Below are 17,478 nucleotides of genomic sequence, written 5' to 3'. Positions count from 1 at the left end.
CGCCGCTCCAAGACGGCCGCTCCGGCGCGGACATTGCCGGATTCGCGACGGCCGGCCACTTTCTTGCTTCATTTTGTGTGCGACCGGAGTCCAGACACATCCGGACACAGGGAACAAGGAGCCGTTAAGCGTTACAGCCACAGCTGGAGGCAGGTTTGATGTCTTACCCTCTGGAGCACGCCATGACGTCGATCTCTGCCTCCTCGATGAGCGGCTTTTCCCCGCTCGACCTGCTCAAGCAGGAGCTCACCAAGGAAGTCTCGGCCGGCAAGGTCAGCTCGACCGACCAGACCGCCTTGTCGTCGGCGCTCGACGACATCGATTCCGCGTTGAAGAGCGGCAGCAGCAGCTCGTCCTCGTCATCGACCTCCAGCACACCGCCCTCGCCCAAGGAGATGCAGTCGAAGATCGACGATCTCATCCAGAGCGAGGTCGACAGCGGCAAGCTGACGTCGGACCAGGCAAGCGAGCTGAAGAACGTGTTCGCCAACGCCTTCTCCGGCGGCCCGGGCGGCGCGGGTGGTGCCGGTGGCCCGCCACCCGGTCCGCCGCCGAGCGACGACAGCAGCAGCGACACCACCTCAAGCACCTCGTCGTCGTCATCGTCCTCGTCCCAGGTCGAGGAGCTCCTGAAGAAGCTGCTCGAGGCGCTGCAGAGCTCGAACAGCAGCACGACCTCGTCCTACGGCGCCAGCGGCACCAGTTCGTCGAGCTCGACCAGCAAGTCGCTGGTGGTGGACTTCTCGGCGTGACCGAACGAAGACGCGCCGCGTAGTCCGCACGGTCTCGTGGCGCACCGTCTTCCCATCCTGGTCATTGCGAGGCAGCCGGGTTCTCCCAGCCAGCGCGTGAGCCCCGCATGTCGCTACGCTCATGCGGGCTACGGGGCTTCACTCCGGCGCGTTGAATGTCCGCGCAAAATACACCGGCGCGGCCGCCGCCTTGAGGCGGTAGAGCTGGGCCGGCCGGTTCGGTCCCTTGCGCATCTTGGCGACCGGCTCGATCAGGTCGGCCGAGAGCATGCGGGTGCGGAAGGCGCTCTTCTCCAGCGGACGATCGAGCACGATCTCGTAGGTCCGCTGCAGCTCGGGCAGAGTGAACTCCTCCGGCATCAGATAGGCCGGCAGCGAGGTGTACTCGACCTTGTTGCGCAGCCGCCGCACGGCGGCCTGCAGGATCTCGGCATGATCGAAGGCGAGCTTCGGCTTCACGCTCATGCCCGCGAGCGGAAACCATTGCGCATCGGCCGCGAGCCCGGCCTCCGCTGCTGACGCCGGGATCAGCGCGAAATAGGCGTGCGTCGCCGACCAGCCGCGCGGGTCACGGTGCGCGCTGCCCCAGCTGCCGAGCTGCTCCAGATAGGGACTGAGGACGCCGGTCTTCTCGGCGAGCTTCCGCCCCGCGCAAGCTTCGAGATCATCGTCCTTGGCCACGTCGACGAAGCCGCCTGGTAATGCAAAGGCGTCCGGGAACGGCTCCCCCTCGCCGTGGCCGCGCCGCACCAGCAGCACGTGCAGCGCCTCCAGCCGGATCGTGAAGATGACGATGTCCACCGTGGTCAGCGGCCGCGGAAAATCCAGTCCGCCCGCTCTCGCGGCCGCTCCGCCGCCCTGCCCCTGCCGTGTTGCCATACCGCCCGCCCCCGAATTCGTCCCTTGACACTAGCATACTTAGTTGTACTGTCCAACTTACTAAGTTGGCGTGACACACTTATGCCATTCAACGTCAGGAGGCCGCCATGTTCGGCTTACGCTTCATCAAGGCCCAACCCACCACCTATCTCCTCAAGTACCGCGCCGGCAGCGTGGTCGAGGAAGGCGCCGGGCTCTCCACCTTCTATTATGGGCCCGCGACCTCGCTGGTCGCGATCCCGATCGGCAGCCGCGATGCCGCCTTCATCTTCCAGCAGATCGCCCGCGACTTTCAGACGCTGACGATCCAGGGCCAGGTGACCTACCGCATCGGCGAGCCGAGGAAGGCGGCCGCGATGCTGAACTTCACGCTCAAGCGCGACGGCAAGACCTACGAGTCCGATGACCCGGAGGAGCTGCCGCAGCGCGTGCTCGGCGCGGTCGAGGTGCTGGCGCAGCAGGCGGTCAAGGACATGACCCTGAAGGAAGCGCTGCGCGCCTCCGACCGCATCGCCGAGGCGATCGCGGCCGGATTGAAGCGCCGCGCCGACATCGATGCGCTGGGCCTGGACATCCTCGGCGTCGCCGTGCGCGCGGTGAAGCCGACGCCGGAGACTGCCAAGGCGCTGGAGGCCGAAGCGCGCGAGGCGATCCTGAAGACCGCTGACGAAGCCATCTTCGCGCGGCGCAATTTCGCCGTCGAGCGCGAGCGGGCGATCCGCGAGAGCGAGCTCGACACGGAGATCGCGGTCGAGCAGAAGAAGCGCTCTATCCGCGAGACGCAGATGGATGCCGAGGCCAGCGTCGCCGCAAAAAAGAACGAGCTGCGCGAGGCCGGCATGGTCGCCGATATCGGGCTCGAGGCCAAGCGCAAGGATTTCGTGTCGCTGAATGCGGCGAACACCCGCACTTTGGCGGATGCCGAAGCCTATCGCGTCGGCGCGCTGATGAAGATCTTCGAGGGCGTCGACACCCGCGTGATCCAGGCGCTGGCCGCGACCGGCATGCAGCCGGGCCAGTTGATCGCGCAGGCGTTCTCGGGCCTCGCCGAAAAGGCCGAGAAGATCGGGCAGCTCAACGTCTCGCCGGAGCTGCTGAACAGCCTGATGCAGAAGCCCGCGGAGGCGCCCCGTGTCCGGCAATGACCGCAAGGTGGTCTTGGTCGTCAGGAGAACGCGGCTCGAGGAGCTGATCGCAAGGTTCCTCACCGCGGACCAGGCCCGCTTCTATGTCGAGCATCTCGGCGCCGATTTCTCCGACTACGAGCGCGAGCACGCGGCCTATCAGGCCGCGCGCGCCACGGCGACGCAGACGCTGGAGCGCTGGGGCCGCTACCAGATCGTCGACCGCGGCTTCCTGCCGAACTTCATCTTCGGCCCCGCCGACATCGTCGCGGCGCTCGGCCCCGACGGGCTCGTCGCCAACACCATGAAATATCTCGACGGCCAGCCGCTGCTCGGACTGAACCCCGACGCTCAGCGCCATGACGGCGTGCTGCTGCCGTTCGCGCCGACCGATCTCGCGAGCCTGCTGCCCGAGGTCGCCGCCGACAAGCGCGCCGCCAAGGCCGTGACCATGGCGCGCGCGAGTCTCGCCGACGGCCAGGTGCTCCATGCGGTCAACGACCTCTTCATCGGCGCGCGTACCCACGTTTCCGCCCGCTATGAGATCGCAACGCGCGACGGTCGGGAACGGCAGTCGTCGAGCGGACTGATCGTCGCCACCGGGCTCGGCTCGACCGCCTGGTTCAAGAGCATCGTCACCGGCGCGCTGGCCATAGCCGGCCGTTACGGCGGCCACGGCGACGGCGACTACACCGCCCTGCCCTGGGACGCCCGGAGCTTGCGCTTCGCCGTGCGCGAGCCGTTTCCGAGCAGGACGTCGCAGACCTCCCTGGTCTGCGGCGGGCTGAACGGTGCCGAAACCTTGCGCCTGCGCTCGCTGATGCCCGAGAACGGCGTGATCTTCTCCGACGGCATCGAGGCGGACAATCTCGATTTCAATGCCGGAACGGAAGCGGTGATCGGGATTGCGGAGCGGCAGGGACGGCTGATCGTGTGAACCGATACCGAACGCCGCTGCAGTTCGCTGCTGGATGGTGGGCACGCCGCCGCCTTCCGCGGCCGCTTTGCCCACCCTACGATCCTCATTTCCTCGCGAACACGAGCACGCCGTTCGCCGGGATCGTCACATCAGCCGAGCTCGGCTGGCCGTGCAGCGGCGGGCCGCCGGCGGTGACGGAGCCATTGTTGCCGACGACGCCCGGGTTGACCCAGTTGTCGTAGACGTCGCTGTTGAACACCTCGAGCCAGGTGCCGCCTGCCGGAAAACCGATGGCGTAGTCGCGCCATGGCGTCTCGCTCAGGCTCACGATCACCATGACGTCGTCGCCCTGGCCGTCCCAGCGGTGGAAGGCGAGCACGCGGTTGCCGTCATGGACGTGGACGATGGCGCAGCCCTCCGCGGTCAGCGCCGGATGGGTGCGGCGGATCGCGATCAGCTCTGACGTGAAGCGCATCGCATCCGCGGTGATCTTGTCCTCGCCGTCGAGCAGCGACCACTGGATCGTGGTGTCCAGGCTCGGCGTGTCGCTCCATGGTCTGTCCTCGAACAGTTCCTGGCCCATGAACAGCATCGGGATGCCCGGCGCGGTCAGCAACAGGCCGGTGGCGACGCGGCTGCGGCTGCGCGCATACCAGCAGCGACTGTCGACGGGATCAGCGAGGCGCGGAATGCGCGGCTCGCGGCCGGCATAGACGATGTCGTGGTTCTCGATCGAGTTGACCGCGCGCCAGCGCTTGTCGAGGCTGAGATCGGCGATCGCCGCGGCGATCGGCTGCATCGGGACGACAGCGCCCGCGCCGCCGGCCGCGCTCGCGATGGCGCCGCGCACCGACAACCGCAGGCCGTCGCTCCAGGTCGCGTCGAAGCCGGCGCCGCCCTGCGCGATGTCCCGCACCACCCACGGGTTGACAGGCCAGTATTCGGCGATCTGGATCGCATCCGGCTTCTCGGCGCGCAGCGCCTCGGTGAGCTGCTGGCAGGTCGCCCAGCCGCCGAAGCGGTCCATCACGCTGACCTCGTCGAAGCGCAGGCCGTCGGCGTGATACTCGCGATAGATCATGATGGCGTTGTCGACGAGGTACTGCCGCACGTCGGCGTTCCAATAGGCAAACACCTGGCCGCCGGCCCAGCCCTGGTCGGTGAAATACAGGCTGCGGTTGGGATCGCCATAGGCCTGGCGGTCGAAGAACCAGACGCTGCTCTCGTCGAACCCGCCGCCGGCGTGGTTGTAGACGACATCGAACAGCACGGCGATGCCATGGACATGGCAGACGTCGACCAGCGCGCGCAGCTGGTCGTCGCAATGCCTGACCACGCTGACATCGGCGTAAGGCATGGCGCCCGCCGCCGAGAGGATCTCGTTGGTTCGCTTGAAGTAGGCCGCGAGATGCGCCTGCTCGTGCTCGCCATATTCGGTCTCCGGGCTGAACAGGTCGGTGCCGTTGTAGCCCATGCTGAACATGGTCGGGAATTCCTGCACCGGCAGCAGCTCGATGGCGTTGACGCCGAGCTTTTTCAGATGCGGCACGCGCTCGATGACATCGAAGAAGCAGCCGTCGGGATTGCCCGCCTTCATGTCGAACGTGCCGACGTGAAGCTGATAGATCACAAGCTCATTGTTGGGCGGCGGCGTGAAGTCGGTGTCGTGCCAGGGAAACGCGCCGGGATTGCGCAGCACCGAGTGCGCCTGGGGAAACGCCGGATCGACGGTGAGCAGCCGCGCATGCGGATCGCGCTTGTAGCCGGACGAGCCCTCACCCTCGACGAAATACATGTAGGCGTCGCCGTCCTTGAGCGACGGCACGAAGATCGCCCAATGGCCGTTGCCGATCGGCGCGAGACGACAGTTCGCATCCTGCGCCCAGTCGTTGAACGGGCCGGAGACGTAGACCGCCTTGGCATGCGGCGCGAACACGCGGAAGGTGGCGCCGCCGGTCACCAGGGTGCCACCCATCGGAGCCTGGAGAAGATGCATCTGCCTGAGCGATATCCGTAGGCCTTCGGGAAACGGCGGCAGCGTAACAGGTTCGAGCAGCATATCCACGGCCGGCCCTCCGCTCAGAACAGCCGCGCGCCGTTCGGCACGGCCTTGTCGGGCTGGAACAGCACGACGTTGCCCTGCTCATCGGGAAAGCCGAGCGTCAGGACCTCGGACATGAACTTGCCGATCTGACGCGGCGGGAAGTTGACGACGCCGGCGACCTGGCGGCCGACCAGGGTGGCCGGATCATACAGCGCCGCGATCTGCGCGCTGGAGCGCTTCGTGCCGATACCGGGCCCGAAATCGATCGTCAGCTTCAGCGACGGCTTCTTCGCCTCCGGATAGGGCTCGGCCGCGACGATGGTGCCGACGCGGATGTCGACGGCCAGGAACTGGTCAAAGCCGATCCCTGCTGCCGCCGGTGCTGTCGGATCGTGGGAGAGATGCATGGCGGCCTCATCAAACGCGGGACCGCGCGGGAAGGCTTGCGATCCCGACGCGGTTTGGGCCGGAATCTTTAATGGCCATACGGGCTCCTGACAATGCACCCGCCCGGCGACGGCACGGCATATGGACGATTGGCTGCGTTGGTGTGGCGGGCCGGTCGCAGGCTGAGAAGCCTCCAATCTCTGGCGAGCAAGCGGGGTACCGGCTTTCTGCATCGCCGAGCGGAGTTCCGTGAATCGCCATGGCGTGCTGCTACCCGCCACATCGTCGCATGCGCGCGTTTCCCCGTCCTGCAGCATGCCCGCCGCCGAGCGCAATGACCCTGACACGTCACCTGTAATGTCGCAGTTCGTTCGCTTTTGCCTCCAGACGCAGCACGGAGGCTTAGCCTGTCCGCGAATAGCGGACATCGTCAGCACCCGTCGCCAGGCACAACCTGCCTACCGCGCGTTGCTGCCTCACTGCTCTTGCGCTCTTGGGATGGTCCTGGCCGGCGCTTCTGACAGGCGAGCTAGGCGGCGCGCCGCCCGCGCGACAGAGTTTCGGATGGAAGCTCACCGAACATGTCGCGATAGTCTCTTGCGAAGTGTCCGAGATTTCCGAAGCCGCAATTGAAGGCGACTGCAGAGACGGAGGTACGCTGATTGGGCCCCTCGAGCATCTGCTTTGCCTGTCGCAATCGCACCGTTTTCGCAAACGCCATCGGCGAATATCCGCGGCTCTTCTTGAACGCAGCATAGAGCGCGCGGACGCTGACGCCTGTCTGCGAAGCCAGCCCCTCGATCGTGATGGCGCGGTCCCAAGAGGCCTCGATATATTCCTCGGCCAGCCGAACGATCCGCGGCACGACGTCCTTTTCGGCTCTCTCCAACAGCTCGCTGAAATTGTGGCGGTGAGCCGACAGGAAGGAAACGATGAGAGCCTGCTCCAGTTCGACGAGGACCGCGCGTGGCAGCTCTGTCGCCGTCGCATCCAACTGATGAGCGAGGAACATCGCCAGATCGCGCAGGACCAGAGCGTTCGGCTGCAACGCCGCGGCAATCGGATCAAACTTGAGAACACCGGCCGGCTTTGCACCGAGCAGCGTCGTCAGTGTCTGCTCCAACGCCCTCGCGCTTATTCGAAGAATGAGCTGCTCATAACCTGGCTCGAACACAATCCTGTTGGCTTCGCCCGGCGCAACTATGCAGGACTGCCGCTCGGTTATCGCGACCGCCGTGCGATTTAGAACGGTCAAAGCGCTGCCTTTGAGGCCGATTTGCAGGCGCGCGAAGTCGCTCTCCGGGAACTTTACGACCGACCTTCCCCCGCCATATGCACAGAAGCCAAGGCCGATATTCGCAAGCTGAAGGTAGTTTCCTACCCCCTGGAATTCATTTGCGTTGGTGACTGCGAAGCCAGTTGCCCCATAGACCGTACGCAACGCGTGCTCCATCGCCTCCGGATCGTCTGTACGAATGACGGGAGCGCGGCTCAGCAGGCTTACGGATCGGTCCAGGTTCATCCAAAGATAGTATCTCAGATTGACCGAACTCAAACCTGGGAAAAACCCGGTCAGCGGCGCGGTGTCGCAGCTCGATCTTCGTGAAAGCCGATATAGCTTTTGAGGCCGCCCCAGCGCTCTTGAGAATGGTGTGGCCGACGCGTCTGTCAGGCGAGCTAGGCGGCGCGCCGCGCGCGCGACAGAGTTTCGGATGGAAGCTCACCGAACACGTCGCGATAGTCTCTTGCGAAGTGTCCGAGATTTCCGAAACCGCAATTGAAGGCGACTGCAGAGACGGAGGTACGCTGATTTGGCCCCGAGAGCATCTGTTTTGCCCGACGCAATCGCACCGTCTTCGCAAACGCCATCGGCGAATATCCGCGGCTCTTCCTGAACGCAGCATAGAGCGCGCGGACGCTGACGCCTGTCTGCGAAGCCAGCTCCTCGATCGTGATGGCGCGGTCCCAAGAGGCCTCGATATATTCCTCGGCCAGTCGAACGATCCGCGGGGTGACATCTCTTTCGCCTCTCTTCAACAGCTCGCTGAAATTGTGGCGGTGAGCCGACAGGAAGGAAACGATGAGAGCCTGCTCCAGTTCGACGAGCACCGTGCGTGGCAGCTCTGTCGCCGCCGCATCCAACTGATGAGCGAGGAACATCGCCAGATCGCGCAAGACCAGAGCGTTCGGCTGAACCGCTGCGGCAATGGGATCAAACTTGAGAACACCGGCTGGCTTTGCACCGAGCAGCATCGTCAATGTCTGCTCCAACGCCCTCGCGCTTATTCGAAGAATGAGCTGCTCATAACCTGGTTCGAACATAATCTTGTTGGCTTCGCCCGGCGCAACTATGCAGGACTGCCGCTCGTTTATTGCGATCGCCGTGCGATTTAGAACGGTCAAAGCGCTGCCTTTGAGGCCGATTTGCAGGCGCGCGAAGTCGCTCTCCGGGAACTCGACGAGCGACCCTGCCCCGCTATATGCACAAAAGCCGAGACCGATGCTCCCGAGCTGAAGATAGTTGCCAACCCCCTGGAATTCATCTGCGTTGGTGACTGCGAATCCGGTTGCCCCGTAGACCGTCCGCAACGCGTGCTCCATCGCCTCCGGATCGTCTGTACGAATGACGGGAGCGCGGCTCAGCGGGCTCACGGATCGCTCCAAGTCCATCGAAGGATCAGTCCTCGCTTATAAGGCTCGTGTCAAAATACTGGAGCGCAAGTCTTCCGGACTGATCCAAGTCAACATCGGAAAAGCTCCCGTCGGGCGGCTGGCGGCCGGGCGCAACAGTTCGATCACGTCCCCGATTTATCGCATGTTATTTTGAAGGCGGTAATTGGCTAATGATGCAGCAAATCCTGAGCGATGTTTGCAGAGTTTGGACTTGAGAATGACTTCAGAATCGCCGCGCGACGCGCTTCAATCTCGTTGAGAGGGGCAAGGCGGCCGTCTCTCCAGAATGCGGCGGCAAGCGAGGAGGCGAACGTGGCGGCAAAGGCCGAGCAGAACTCCACCATGAAGTCAAAGCTCGCTGCGCGCATCCTGGCAGCGGCAGCCAAGGGTGCACGTGACCCGAACAAGCTGAGAACCGCGGCACTTTTGGGAGACGATGATGTTCGGAACACTGACACACTTCCCATGGGACACAGTCCTCATGATTGGCTCTCAAGCTCAAGCCGGTCTCGCTCGCCACCTGCTCGACGGCTTTGAGGCGCAATGGGATCAGCAGAGCAAGACAAGCGCCACCCAACCGTCGACGCTGGGCGCTTGAGATACCCGATCTTGCGAAGCAGGTCACCGAGACGATGGACTTATGACTTCGTCACAACGCGAACCTGGCAACGTCCACACGCCTGTCGATATGAGTCGGTATGGAGTGAGTTCTGTCATGCTTATCAAGACGGTCACGTTGCATTCTATCACTTATCTTGTAGGCATTACCAGTTCAGTGGCAGTACACCATGCCATCCCCTCGCCGGGCACAGCGACCATCTTCCAATCTGGCACCACTGCAATACGTTATCAGCAGATCGCCAATCGCTCGACCAAAGGCGATAAGTTGCCGATCTGGCAAGCAACGAGTCAACTCAACAACAAAGCACCCGTACAGAGGCCAGCATACACCGTGCCAATTTCCAAATTCGGAAACGACTGTAAACCGCCAATTGATGTCCCTGGCCGCTGCTTTGCAGACGCCGGAGGGTACCGCAAGGTTGCGTCGTCCGCTCCCGCCCCAATTCGCGGCATACCGATTGCATCGAACCAAATCGGTCCTGCCGCGGCGGATCTGGTGTAGTCGTGGTGCAAAGATGACCAATATTCGAGGCGGCGACCTGTCCAATCCTGCAGTATTGAAATCGCTAAGTAGAATCCGCACAGCAAAGCTGCGCCTCGATCGGCCGACGTCGTGCCAGTCCCTAGAGGCCGACCTGTTGTCGCAGATCGCGCTTTGCGACGTTCTGTTGGACGAGATTCAATCGGTCGCTTGCAGCCTAAAGCTGGCGAGAGCCGTACCCGGTGAGCCGATGCCTGGTCGCAACCGGGCGCGGCTGCGATACCGTTCCTCAAAACATGATGGGCAGCGACGGCGCGCGGCGCAGCGATGTTGCGTGCCATCGAAGTTTCGTTCAGTCGCTACGTAGCGCGGATGGGCGCAGCGACATCCCGGTTTACCGACACGACACGTGAGGCCCCGCACGTCGGCTGGCGCCGACGTGTCCCACGGGCCGGCTGTCGCTCATGCGGGCTACGCGCCGCACCGAGATCCGCATGAGAAACGCACCGTCTCTCCTCCGTGATTGGCGCGGCGGTCGTGCATCAAGCTGTCATTGCACCTGCATAGTGGGCACGCCGCCGCCTTCGGCGGCCGCTTTGCCAATCCTGCGCAAGGACGTAACTACACATTCTCCAAATGGCACGCCACCCACTGGTCCTCGCCTTTCAGCCGCAGCTCGGGAGCCTCTACGCGGCAGCGGTCGAAGGCCAGGGGGCAGCGGGTGTTGAAGCGGCAGCCTTTGGGCGGGTTGACCGGGCTCGGAACGTCGCCCTTGAGGATGATCGGTGTGCGCTCGGCGCCGGGTTCGGGAATGGGCACGGCTGACAGCAGCGCCTTGGTGTAGGGATGACCCGGTGTGGCAAAGATCTGCCGCCTTGGCGCCATCTCGACGATCTTGCCGAGATACATCACCGCCACGCGGTGCGTCATGTGCTCGACGATCGCGAGGTCGTGGCTGATGAACAGCAGCGCCAGGCCGAACTCGCGCTGCAGATCCTGCAGCAGGTTGACGATCTGCGCCTTGACGGAGACGTCGAGCGCGGACACCGCCTCGTCGCAGACGATGAGATCGGGCTTGGCGGCGAGCGCCCGTGCAATGCCGATGCGCTGGCGCTGGCCGCCGGAGAATTCGTGCGGCCGGCGGTTCACGGCGTCGCGCGGCAGCCGGACGATCTCCATCAGCTCGGCGATGCGCGCGTCGCGCTCCGCGGCGGTCTTCGCGAGGCCGAAATTGTTGATCGGCTCGGCCAGGATGTCGCGGATCCGCATCCGCGGATTGAGGCTGGAGAACGGATCCTGGAACACGACCTGGACGCGGCGGCGCATCTCGCGCAGGCTGCCCGGGGGAAGATCGTCGATGCGCTGGCCGTCAAGCACGATCTGGCCGGCGGTGACGTCGAACAGCCGCAGGATGGCGCGGCCGACCGTCGACTTGCCGCAGCCGGATTCGCCGACCAGGGAGAGCGTCTCGCCGCGCGCGATCTCGAATGACACGCCGTCGACCGCATGCACCTTGCTCTTGCTGCGGCCGAACAGCCCGCCGGAGATCGGGAAGTGCTTCTTGAGGTCGTTGACCTGGAGCAGCGGCATGGTCATGCGGCGGCCTGCTCCTTGGCGGCGAAATGACAGGCGGCGATGTGGTGCGCGGCCTTCTGCTCCAGCCCCGGCGCATATTGACGGCACAGGTCGGTCGCGAGCGCGCAGCGGCCGGCGAACACGCAGCCTTCGATGCGCTGCTTCAAATCCGGCACTTGGCCAGGAATCTCGGCGAGGCGTTTCGTCTCGCCCGACAGCGACGAGCCGAGCTTGGGCAGCGCGCCGAGCAGGCCCTGCGTGTAGGGGTGGCGGGGGGTGCGGAACAGCTCTTTCACCGGCGCCTCCTCGACCTTGCGCCCGGCATACATCACCATCACGCGCTCGGCGACCTCGGCGACGACGCCGAGATCATGGGTGATCAGGATGATGGCTGCGCCGACGCGCTGCTTCAGCTCCAGCATCAGCTTGAGGATCTGCGCCTGGATGGTGACGTCGAGCGCGGTGGTCGGCTCATCCGCGATCAGGAGCTTTGGATTGCAGGCCAGCGCCATCGCGATCATCACGCGCTGGCGCATGCCGCCGGACAGCTGGTGCGGATATTCGCGCACGCGCCGTGCCGGCTCAGGGATTCCGACCAGCGTCAGCATCTCCACCGCGCGCGCCTCGGCCTGCGCCTGGTCGAGCCCCTGGTGCAGCCGCAGAGTCTCGCCGATCTGGCGGCCGACGGTCAGCACCGGGTTGAGGCTGGTCATCGGCTCCTGGAAGATCATCGAGATGTCGTTGCCGCGGAGCTGACGCATCTCGCGGTCGGACAGCGTCAGGATGTCCCGGCCCTCGAGCAGAATCGAGCCCGCGATCTTGCCCGGCGGCTCCGGAATCAGCCGCATCATCGACATCGAGGTGACGGACTTGCCGCAGCCGGATTCGCCGACGATGGCGAGCGTCTCGCCCGGGTTGACGTGGAAGGAGACGCCGTCGACGGCACGGTTGATGCCGGTCGGCGTACGGAAATGGACCTGGAGGTTCTCGACCTCGAGCAGCGGCATTAGGGGTGCTCCTGGCCGGCGGATGCGTGGCCGCAAATGAACTTGCTAGGTCTCAGTAATTCAGTAGCGAACCCCGCTCTCTCCTCAAGTCTTTCCGGGGCGCGCGTCAGCGCGAGCCACGATGCGCAATTGCGCGTCGGGGAACCCATAGCCACGGGACGACGTGTGAGGCACACTCGTGGTGGGATCTTGTCCCGCAACACCTGCTTGTGGCTATGGATTCCGGGCTCAGCCCCACGGGCTGCCCCGGAATGGCGGGCGGAGAGAGTGGAGCGAGCCATGGGCAGCGTTGGCGCGGGTGCTGCGATGGCGCAGGCGAACATGCTTCTCATCACTCCGCTCATGGGCTCTTCGCCATGCGCGGGTCGAGCGCGTCACGGAGGCCGTCGCCGACGAGATTCACCGCGAGCACGGTGACCGAGAGGAACGCCGCGGGGAAGAACACGATGTAGGGCTTGACCTGCCACAGCGCGCGGCCCTCGGCCATGATGTTGCCCCAGGAGGGAATCGTCGGCGGCGTGCCGGCGCCGATGAAGGACAGGATCGCCTCGGTGATCATGGCGCTGGCGCAGATGTAGGTCGCCTGCACCAGCATCGGCGCCATGGTGTTGGGCAGGATGTGGCGCAGGATGACCATCGGCGTGCGCGTGCCCGACGCGACCGCGCCGTCGACATAGGGCTGCTCGCGCAGGGACAGCACGACGCCGCGCACGAGTCGTGCGACGCGCGGAATCTCGGCGATGGTGATGGCGAGGATGACATTGCCGACGCTGCCGCGCGTGAGCGCCATCAGCGCCACCGCGAGCAGGATCGGCGGGATCGACATCAGCCCGTCCATGCAGCGCATCAGCACGCCGTCGGCCCAGCGCAGGAAGCCGGCCACGAGGCCGATCGCAAGCCCGATCAGCGATGCCGCCAGAGCCACCGACAGCCCGACCGTGAGCGAGACGCGCGTGCCATAGAGCACGCGCGAATAGACGTCGCGTCCCAGCGCATCGGTGCCGAACCAGAAATCCGCCGACGGCAACCGCGTGCGCTTGGCCGGCGCGATCGCGGTCGGATCGACGGTGAACAGGAACGGCGCGAACACGCCGATGATGACGAGCAGCAACAGCAGCGCGCCGCCGATCGCGACCGTCGGATGGTTGCGCAGGAAGCCGATGGCGCCGCGCCGGATCTTTGGCGCCGCCATCAGGTCCGGCAGGCGAGGCGCGACGACGAGGCCCGGTGGCGGAGAGGTTGCGGTCGTGGCGGTCAATAGCGGATCCTCGGGTCGACCAGGGTGTAGGTGATGTCGATCAGGAGATTGACGAGCACGTAGACGAAGCTGAACAACAGCACGATGCCCTGGATCACCGGATAGTCACGGCGCAGGATGGCATCGATGGTGAGGCGGCCGAGGCCCGGGATCGCGAACACGCTCTCGGTGACGACGGCGCCGCCGATCAGGAGCGCGATGCCGATGCCGACCACGGTGACGATCGGCACAGCGGCGTTCTTCAGCGCGTGGATGAACAGGATGCCGCCCTGCCCCAGGCCCTTGGCGCGCGCGGTGCGGATGTAGTCCTGCTGCAGCACTTCGAGCATTGCGGCGCGGGTGATGCGCGCGATCAGCGCGATGTAGACGCAGCCGAGCGCGACCGCCGGCAGGATCAGGTTCTGCAGCCACGGCCAGAATCCCTGGGCGAGGGGCGTGTAGCCCTGCACCGGCAGCCAATCGAACTTCAGCGCGAAGACGTAGGCGAGGATGTAGCCGACCACGAACACCGGCACCGAGAAGCCGAACACGGCGAACGCCATGATGATCCGGTCGATCCAGGTGCCGGCCTTCCACGCCGCGATGACGCCGAGCGGCACGGCGATGACGATGGTGAGACACAGCGTCACCATCATCAGCGACAAGGTCGGCTCGATGCGCTGGGCGATCATCGAAGCCACCGGGAGATTGGTGAAGATCGAGGTGCCCAGATCGAAGTGCAGCAGGCGCCACACCCAGCTTCCGAACTGGACCAGGAAGGGCTGGTCCAGTCCGAGATTGGCGCGGATGCGCTCGACATCGGCCGGGCTCGCCTGGTCGCCCGCGATCACCACGGCCGGATCGCCCGGCGCGATGTAGAGCAGGCTGAAGACGAACAGCGCGACGATCGCCATCACCGGCAAGGTCGACAGCACGCGTCGGAGCGCATAAGCGAGCATGGATGTCAGTGCCTATGCGGTCTTCGACACGCCCCAGAACAGCGGGATCGGCCCCTTGGTCACGCCGGAGACGGTCTTGCGCCACGCAGTGTAGCCGAGGAAGAAGCCGGTCGGCGCGAACACGACGTCGTCGATCGCAGCCTTGTTGATGCGGCCGGCCACGACCTTCTCCTCATCGAGCGACTTGGCGTTGAACCAGTTGGTGATCTCCTTCTCCACCGGCTCGCTGTTCGGCCAGCCGAACCAGGCCTTGTCGCCATTGGCGCGCAGCGCGTTGTAGGCAGCCGGATTGATGCAGTCGGCGCCGGCGTGCCAAGTGTGGAACATGTGCCAGCCGCCCTGCGCCGGCGGCGTTTTCAAGGCGCGGCGGGCACCGACCGTGCCCCAGTCGGTCGCGACGAAATCGACGTTCATGCCGAGCTTCTTCAGCAGATCCGCGGTGACGTCGCCGAACGCCTTGGTGATCGGCTGATCCTGCGCGACGAGGCAGGTGATCGGCTCGCCCTTGTAGCCGGCTTCCTCCAGCAGCTTCTTGGCTTTGGCCAGGTCGCGCTTGCCCTTCAGGATATCGCCGCCTTCCTCGGTATAGAGCGGCGTGCCGGGTGTGAACACGCCCGGCAGCGGCTTCCACAGCGCATTGTCGTCGCCGACCAGCGCGCGCATGTAGTCCTCCTGGCTCATCGCCATCAGGATGGCCTGGCGCGCCTTCACGTTGTTGAACGGCGGATACAGATGGTTGATGCGGAACGCACCGACATTGCCGAGGGGATCGCCGATGTCGACGCCGATGTTCTTGTTGCCCTTCAGCACCGGCACGAGATCGGTGATCGGGTTCTCCCACCAGTCGACCTCGCCGTTCTGCAGCGCCGCAGCCGCGGTCGCGGGGTCCGGCATGATCACCCATTCGACGCGATCGACCAGCACCTGCTTGCCGCCGGCGAGCCACACCGGCTTCTCCTGGCGCGGCACGTAGTCGGTGAACTTCTCGAACACCGCCTTGGCGCCTGGCACCCATTCGCCCTTGACGAACTTGAACGGGCCGGAGCCGATATATTCGGACATCTGCTTGAACGGATCGGTCTGCGCGATGCGCTCGGGCATGATGAAGGCGCACGGCGCGTTGCCCTTGCCGAGCGCGAACAGCATCTTCGGATAAGGCTGCTTCAGCACCCATTTGAAGGTCTTGTCGTCGACCGCGGTGAGCTCGCCCTGGATCGCCTTGAGCATCAGGCCCATCGGGTCGCGCGCCGACCAGCGCGTGAGGCTCGCGACGACGTCCTTGGCGAGCACCGGCTCGCCGTCGTGGAATTTGAGGCCGGGACGCAGCTTGAAGGTCCAGGTCAGGCCGTCGGAGGACACCTCCTCCGATTCCACCATCTGGCGCTGCGGCACGAACTGATCGTCGATGCCGTACAGCGTATCCCACACCATCGCGGCTGCGTTGCGCACGACATATTGGGTGCCCCAGATCGGATCGAAATTGGCGAGATTGGCCTGTGGCACAAAACGCAAGGTGCGTGCGGCAGCGCCTTGGGCGATCGCCGGCGCCGCAAATCCCGTCAGCGCCAGACCACCCGCGCCCGCCAATCCCTTCAATACCGTTCTGCGATCCATGTTCTCTCCTGATGCAACATGCCCAAGTTCAATTGCCGAAATTGTAAGCAAGGCCCATGCCACGCGTGTGGAGCGCGTTCATTTGAACGCAAATGAGGCATGGGGCGCAAGCCTATCGAAGCCCGGGCGAGCGCAGCGACCCCGGGTTCTCCGAGACTCCTCGTGTGAACCCGCATGTCGCTGCGCTCATGCGGGCTACGGACTTGCGCGCGATTGCCGAACGCATCATGCCTTCCGCACCGGCGAGCCGTCGGCCATCAGCGTCTCGCCCTTGCGCTCGACGATCATGCCGTAAGCGTGCGGCTGGCGATGGACGTCGAAGTTGAAGACCGTCTGCTTGTAGGATCTGCACAAATCGAGGTCACAGCGTGCCAGCGCGATCTCGTCGCCCTTGGTGGCGCAGGCCGCGACGATCTCGCCTGAAGGGGCGATGATGCAGCTGCCGGCGATGTGGTCGATGCCCTCCTCGACGCCGCCCTTGGCGACGCCAATCACCCAGGTGCCGTTCTGATAGGCACCCGACTGCATCACGAGGCGGTTGTGAAACAGCGAAAGGTCGTCATGCTCCGGCGCCGGCGGATTATGCACCGGCGTGTTGTAGCCGATCAGCACCATCTCGACGCCCTGCAGGCCCATCACGCGATAGGTCTCGGGCCAGCGGCGGTCGTTGCAGATCGCCATGCCGATGACGCCGCCAAAGGCGTTGGCGACGCCAAAGCTCTTGCCCGGTTCGAAATAGCGCTTTTCCAGATGCTGGAACTTGCGCCACGGTTCGTGCTCGGCATGTCCCGGCAGATGCACCTTGCGGTATTTCGAGACGACGGTGCCCGTCTTGTCGACAAGAATGGCGGTGTTGTAGCGGTGCACGATGCCGTCCTCGACCGCGAGCTCGGCATAGCCTAAGCAGAAGCCGATGCGCAGATCCTTCGCGAGCGCGAACAAGACTTGCGTCTCCGGCCCCGGCATCTCGCGCTCGAAATATTGATCGATCTCGGCCTGATCGGCCATGTACCAGCGCGGGAAGAACGTCGTCAGCGCGAGCTCGGGATAGACGATCAGGTCGCAGCCATTGGCGTGCGCCTGCCGCATCAACGCCATCAGTCGCGCAACCACCGCGGTCCGTGTTTCGCTCTTGGCAATCGGGCCGAGCTGACCAATGGCGACGTTGACGAAGCGCGGCATGTTTCCGTTCCTTATTTCGGAACT

16 protein-coding genes are annotated in these 17,478 nt (G+C 64.7%); 4 read left to right on the top strand and 12 right to left on the bottom strand.

Features of this window, described 5'->3' with window-relative positions; genetic code table 11:
- Positions 1–182 precede the first annotated feature (182 nt).
- Entirely contained in the window at positions 183–752 is a 570-nt protein-coding gene (locus tag ACQR1X_RS17170; protein WP_434899263.1) for a hypothetical protein, read from the top strand.
- Positions 753–890: 138 nt separating this feature from the next.
- Here the strand turns inward: ACQR1X_RS17170 and ACQR1X_RS17165 are convergent, their stop codons facing one another.
- Positions 891–1,631, bottom strand: a complete 741-nt coding sequence (locus ACQR1X_RS17165) for an NUDIX hydrolase (RefSeq protein ID WP_434838362.1) — start codon at positions 1,629–1,631, stop codon at positions 891–893.
- A 107-nt stretch (positions 1,632–1,738) separates the two neighbouring features.
- Between ACQR1X_RS17165 and ACQR1X_RS17160 the strand changes: the two genes are divergently transcribed.
- Positions 1,739–2,776 (top strand): SPFH domain-containing protein, encoded by a 1,038-nt coding sequence (locus ACQR1X_RS17160; protein WP_315800996.1) that lies wholly within the window; start codon positions 1,739–1,741, stop codon positions 2,774–2,776.
- Entirely contained in the window at positions 2,763–3,692 is a 930-nt protein-coding gene (locus tag ACQR1X_RS17155; RefSeq protein WP_315800997.1) for a sugar kinase, read from the top strand. The genes ACQR1X_RS17160 and ACQR1X_RS17155 overlap by 14 nt, the downstream gene beginning before the upstream one ends.
- 85 nt (positions 3,693–3,777) lie before the next feature.
- Here the strand turns inward: ACQR1X_RS17155 and ACQR1X_RS17150 are convergent, their stop codons facing one another.
- From ACQR1X_RS17150 to ACQR1X_RS17130, 5 genes are all read right to left on the bottom strand, one after another.
- Positions 3,778–5,733 carry an alpha amylase C-terminal domain-containing protein gene (locus ACQR1X_RS17150; protein ID WP_434899275.1) on the bottom strand — a complete coding sequence of 652 codons (1,956 nt, stop codon included), beginning with the start codon at positions 5,731–5,733 and terminating at the stop codon, positions 3,778–3,780.
- Positions 5,734–5,753: 20 nt separating this feature from the next.
- Positions 5,754–6,125, bottom strand: a complete 372-nt coding sequence (locus ACQR1X_RS17145; protein ID WP_315800998.1) for a tRNA-binding protein — start codon at positions 6,123–6,125, stop codon at positions 5,754–5,756.
- A gap of 509 nt (positions 6,126–6,634) precedes the next feature.
- Positions 6,635–7,627 (bottom strand): AraC family transcriptional regulator, encoded by a 993-nt coding sequence (locus ACQR1X_RS17140; RefSeq protein WP_434874287.1) that lies wholly within the window; start codon positions 7,625–7,627, stop codon positions 6,635–6,637.
- A gap of 155 nt (positions 7,628–7,782) precedes the next feature.
- The gene (locus ACQR1X_RS17135) at positions 7,783–8,757 is read right to left on the bottom strand and encodes an AraC family transcriptional regulator (protein ID WP_434899262.1); all 975 of its coding nucleotides are present in this window, start codon (positions 8,755–8,757) and stop codon (positions 7,783–7,785) included.
- Between the two features lie 188 nt (positions 8,758–8,945).
- Positions 8,946–9,164 (bottom strand): hypothetical protein, encoded by a 219-nt coding sequence (locus ACQR1X_RS17130; RefSeq protein WP_315801001.1) that lies wholly within the window; start codon positions 9,162–9,164, stop codon positions 8,946–8,948.
- 329 nt (positions 9,165–9,493) lie between these two features.
- Between ACQR1X_RS17130 and ACQR1X_RS17125 the strand changes: the two genes are divergently transcribed.
- A complete protein-coding gene (locus ACQR1X_RS17125; protein WP_434899261.1) occupies positions 9,494–9,901 on the top strand; it encodes a hypothetical protein in 408 nt (135 codons plus the stop codon).
- A gap of 600 nt (positions 9,902–10,501) precedes the next feature.
- On the opposite strand, the gene ACQR1X_RS17120 is transcribed toward ACQR1X_RS17125, so the two are convergent.
- From ACQR1X_RS17120 to ACQR1X_RS17095, 6 genes are all read right to left on the bottom strand, one after another.
- On the bottom strand, positions 10,502–11,476 hold the full coding sequence (locus tag ACQR1X_RS17120; protein WP_316177074.1) for an ABC transporter ATP-binding protein: 975 nt from the start codon (positions 11,474–11,476) through the stop codon (positions 10,502–10,504).
- On the bottom strand, positions 11,473–12,462 hold the full coding sequence (locus tag ACQR1X_RS17115; RefSeq protein ID WP_315801004.1) for an ABC transporter ATP-binding protein: 990 nt from the start codon (positions 12,460–12,462) through the stop codon (positions 11,473–11,475). The genes ACQR1X_RS17120 and ACQR1X_RS17115 overlap by 4 nt, the downstream gene beginning before the upstream one ends.
- A 340-nt stretch (positions 12,463–12,802) precedes the next feature.
- Positions 12,803–13,720 (bottom strand): ABC transporter permease, encoded by a 918-nt coding sequence (locus tag ACQR1X_RS17110; RefSeq protein ID WP_434899260.1) that lies wholly within the window; start codon positions 13,718–13,720, stop codon positions 12,803–12,805.
- Positions 13,717–14,658, bottom strand: coding sequence for an ABC transporter permease (locus ACQR1X_RS17105; protein ID WP_316237714.1), 942 nt, complete (start codon positions 14,656–14,658; stop codon positions 13,717–13,719). Before ACQR1X_RS17105 ends, ACQR1X_RS17110 begins: the two co-directional genes overlap by 4 nt.
- A gap of 12 nt (positions 14,659–14,670) precedes the next feature.
- Positions 14,671–16,272, bottom strand: coding sequence for an ABC transporter substrate-binding protein (locus tag ACQR1X_RS17100; RefSeq protein ID WP_434892422.1), 1,602 nt, complete (start codon positions 16,270–16,272; stop codon positions 14,671–14,673).
- A gap of 225 nt (positions 16,273–16,497) precedes the next feature.
- A complete protein-coding gene (locus ACQR1X_RS17095; RefSeq protein ID WP_434892421.1) occupies positions 16,498–17,454 on the bottom strand; it encodes an N-carbamoyl-D-amino-acid hydrolase in 957 nt (318 codons plus the stop codon).
- Positions 17,455–17,478: the final 24 nt, after the last annotated feature.

It is taken from the genome of Bradyrhizobium sp. HKCCYLRH3073 (genome assembly GCF_051167995.1).
Lineage (GTDB): Bacteria > Pseudomonadota > Alphaproteobacteria > Rhizobiales > Xanthobacteraceae > Bradyrhizobium.
Note: the sequence above shows the minus strand (reverse complement) of the source record. Positions and strands in the feature narration are given on the sequence as shown.

Coding starts and splice junctions, on each gene's coding strand:
- ACQR1X_RS17170 (WP_434899263.1), top strand. CDS start 183: ATGACGTCGATCTCTGCCTCCTCGATGAGCGGCTTTTCCCCGCTCGAC.
- ACQR1X_RS17165 (WP_434838362.1), bottom strand. CDS start 1,631: ATGGCAACACGGCAGGGGCAGGGCGGCGGAGCGGCCGCGAGAGCGGGC.
- ACQR1X_RS17160 (WP_315800996.1), top strand. CDS start 1,739: ATGTTCGGCTTACGCTTCATCAAGGCCCAACCCACCACCTATCTCCTC.
- ACQR1X_RS17150 (WP_434899275.1), bottom strand. CDS start 5,733: ATGCTGCTCGAACCTGTTACGCTGCCGCCGTTTCCCGAAGGCCTACGG.
- ACQR1X_RS17145 (WP_315800998.1), bottom strand. CDS start 6,125: ATGCATCTCTCCCACGATCCGACAGCACCGGCGGCAGCAGGGATCGGC.
- ACQR1X_RS17140 (WP_434874287.1), bottom strand. CDS start 7,627: ATGAACCTGGACCGATCCGTAAGCCTGCTGAGCCGCGCTCCCGTCATT.
- ACQR1X_RS17125 (WP_434899261.1), top strand. CDS start 9,494: ATGCTTATCAAGACGGTCACGTTGCATTCTATCACTTATCTTGTAGGC.
- ACQR1X_RS17120 (WP_316177074.1), bottom strand. CDS start 11,476: ATGACCATGCCGCTGCTCCAGGTCAACGACCTCAAGAAGCACTTCCCG.
- ACQR1X_RS17115 (WP_315801004.1), bottom strand. CDS start 12,462: ATGCCGCTGCTCGAGGTCGAGAACCTCCAGGTCCATTTCCGTACGCCG.
- ACQR1X_RS17105 (WP_316237714.1), bottom strand. CDS start 14,658: ATGCTCGCTTATGCGCTCCGACGCGTGCTGTCGACCTTGCCGGTGATG.
- ACQR1X_RS17100 (WP_434892422.1), bottom strand. CDS start 16,272: ATGGATCGCAGAACGGTATTGAAGGGATTGGCGGGCGCGGGTGGTCTG.
- ACQR1X_RS17095 (WP_434892421.1), bottom strand. CDS start 17,454: ATGCCGCGCTTCGTCAACGTCGCCATTGGTCAGCTCGGCCCGATTGCC.